1 protein-coding gene is annotated in these 3,164 nt (G+C 44.3%); it reads left to right on the top strand.

Annotation, left to right across the window (positions count from 1 at the left end; all coding sequences use genetic code 11):
- Window positions 1-3,164 (top strand): putative Ig domain-containing protein (locus tag F8B77_RS17195; protein WP_151656881.1); only part of this gene is annotated, 3,164 nt, incomplete at both ends.

Genomic DNA, 3,164 nt, shown 5'->3' with positions numbered 1-3,164 from the left:
CGATTACCATTGACATCATCCCACAAAATGATGCGCCAACCATTGCCAACATCACTGGCCAAAGTCAAACGAACCAGGACGCGCTTTATACTCTGTTATTCAATGCCGATGACGTTGATATGGGCGATACGTTAAACTTTAACGTTCAAAATAAACCCAATTGGCTAACCCTTGATTCAAACAACCAAACCTTAAGCGGCACGCCAACAAACAATGATGTAGCTACCTATTCCAATATTATTATCGACGTCACTGACAGTTCAAACGTGACTACCCAGTCGAATTCGTTTGAAATTGAGGTGATAAACATCAATGATGCGCCAACGATAAGCGGCATGCCTACAGCGGACATTAACCAGGGAGTCGGATACACGTTCACCCCAACCTATGGTGATCCTGACGAAATACATGGTACTGAAACTAAAACGTTTTCGATTCAAAATAAACCGTCTTGGCTAACTTTCGACAGCACAGATGGCACATTAGACGGTATTCCTCAGCAAAATGACGTGGGTGCTCACAATAACATCACAATCACTGTCGAAGACGCAGCCGGGTTAACGGATAGCTTATCCGCTTTTACAATCACCGTGAATAATGTTAACGATGCGCCGACAGGCAGTGATGTATCTGTCACAGCGGCCGAAGACAGCAACGAAATCAAATTCAAAGACACCGACTTCTCAATCAGTGATATCGATGGTGATATCCTGAGTAAAATTATCATCACGTCTCTACCCAATAAAGGGAAATTAACGCTATCAAACAGTGATATCAACGCCAATACTGATGTCACCTTGTCTGATCTTCAAGCTGAGAATTTACATTTTGAATTTTTTAACAACGAGTTTGGCAGCCCCTATACCACCTTTACGTTTAAATATCACGATGGGCAGATAGAAAGTGCTGCTGACTATACCGCTACAATCAACATTACTGGTGTAGAAGACCAACTTGAGATCAGCCTTACGCTATCAGCACCCTTAACCGAAGACGACTCCAACATCGGAGTCAACCCCGTTATTGCCACTTATACCGTGGACGATAAAGGCGAAGGGGATATTGGTAACACAACATTAACGCCAACAACGGCATATCAGTTGGCTGCAGGCAACTCGATAACATTGACTCAGGATGGGCTTGATACGCTAAATAGCACCGGGACGTTACCCGTATTCACCCTTTCTGTGGATGACAACGGTACACAAAACCCGACCGCTGTGAACGGCACGCCCAACGTGACTTCGATCAATGATTTGCCTATCGCCAATAACAGTAATGTCACCGTAATAGAAGATACGCTCTTTACCTTTACCGCCAACGATTTTGGTTACACTGATGAAGAATCGAGCGAGTACAGTGCCATTATTATTGAAATGCTTCCAAGTGACGGCACCTTAACATATAGTGCGGGCACCGCCATTACTCAGGGACAAACGTTTTCACGCGTTGATATTTCGAACATTCAATATGAACCAGCACAAGATTTAACATCAAACGATTCGTTTACTTTCCATGTGATTGATGATGAGGGCGAGAGTTCGGTCAGCACAGCCACCATGACCATCACTATCACATCGGCCAATGATGCGCCGAGCCTTGCTTTTAATTCTCCAGACAAGGCATTTGTCAAAGGCGATGGATCTACCGCACTATTGAGTAATGTAAACATCACCGATATAGATTCGACTGACATCAGTGGTGCCACAATCACTCTGACTGGCGCAACAACGAATGAAATCTTGGCGCTTGGGGCTAACTCGTCCAGTATTGTCGGCAGCTACGATGCTAGCACCAACACACTGACGCTAACGGGCAATGCCTCTATCAGTGATTACCAAACCGCACTCGAAGCCGTCCAATACAGTAACAGCGATCCTAGCTTTACTCAGACAACCAACGATTCTCGTTCATTTGACGTTACAGTGACCGATGTCAGTGTAGATACTACTCAGTCACTCCTTAGCGCTATCGCCAATGGTTCACTCACCTTATTCGGCGAGTTTACTAATATCCAACAATATGCGGCTAATTCTAGCAATCCATTGGCACAAGAGCCTACAGATGCACACTATCAGGCGCTAGGATTTGCAACCAATTCAGACGATGGCTATTTTTCACATCGTATCGCTGATCTTAACATTGCGTTGCTAAATGACACTCCCTCGCTGTCAGATTTGTCCGCGCTGAGAAACTACATTAATACCGACAATGACAGAGATGGGGTACGTGCCTACAAGGATTTGGATGACTCTTTAGTGCATACTCATGCATATTTCACGCTCCATCCAGAAATCTCGGGGGATCTGCGATATACCAATGACCAAGATTTTAAATATTTATTTAAAATAAACTTTAAACTCAATACTGCTAATGGCGGCGCTGAAGTAGATGAGTTTATTCTTTCACGCTCAATTCAAGGGGGTTATAATCAACATTTAGCTGCGAGTTGGCCAAGACAATTAGGCTTCGCTTTGAACGCTAAATATAATAATGGCATTTCTGCTACCACGGATATAGATGCAACGTCAAACACCGTTAGCGGCGTTGACTGGATGGAGCTTGACTACATAGCCGAATGGTGGACCGTCCTTTCCTACATAAAAGACTCAAACCAAAATCCTGCACCTTCGGATACCGATTTTGCTGCTATCGGTATCAATAATGTAACAGCACAACATGTTAATGAACTGCGTTCATTAACACTTAACCAGAGCAATGCGTCTGATTATAGCTCTGTGATAAATCTCGGTAACAGTTATGTAATTATCCATGATTATGCCAAAGATAGCGGCAATCCTATCACTGCAACAGCGCCTCAAGGTACGGATTATAACAACATAGGCTTAACGCAAGATGTCAGTAACGTCAGCGAGTTTAATGCTTGGCTAAACGACGCACAATTAGTCGTGGTGACCGACATTAGCACCATGGTAAATGTCATTAACCACGCCAAAACAATTTTTGGGGCAAGCGTTCCCACAGAAACCGATTACACCCAAGCTGGGATCACTGGCGTTGATGCAAGCAATGTCGGTGCTGTAAACAGTGCAGTACAAGCTCAAGGGGCCGATACGTTTGCCGGAGTACAAGCAATCGTCGATGGTGAAAATGGTTGGAATGACCTTATTGATTACGCTAGTCAAGCAGCAGGGAGCCAAGCG

This window comes from Aliivibrio finisterrensis, from assembly GCF_008933155.1.
In the GTDB taxonomy this organism is placed as follows: domain Bacteria; phylum Pseudomonadota; class Gammaproteobacteria; order Enterobacterales; family Vibrionaceae; genus Aliivibrio; species Aliivibrio finisterrensis.
This window is presented reverse-complemented; position numbering and strand designations above follow the sequence as displayed.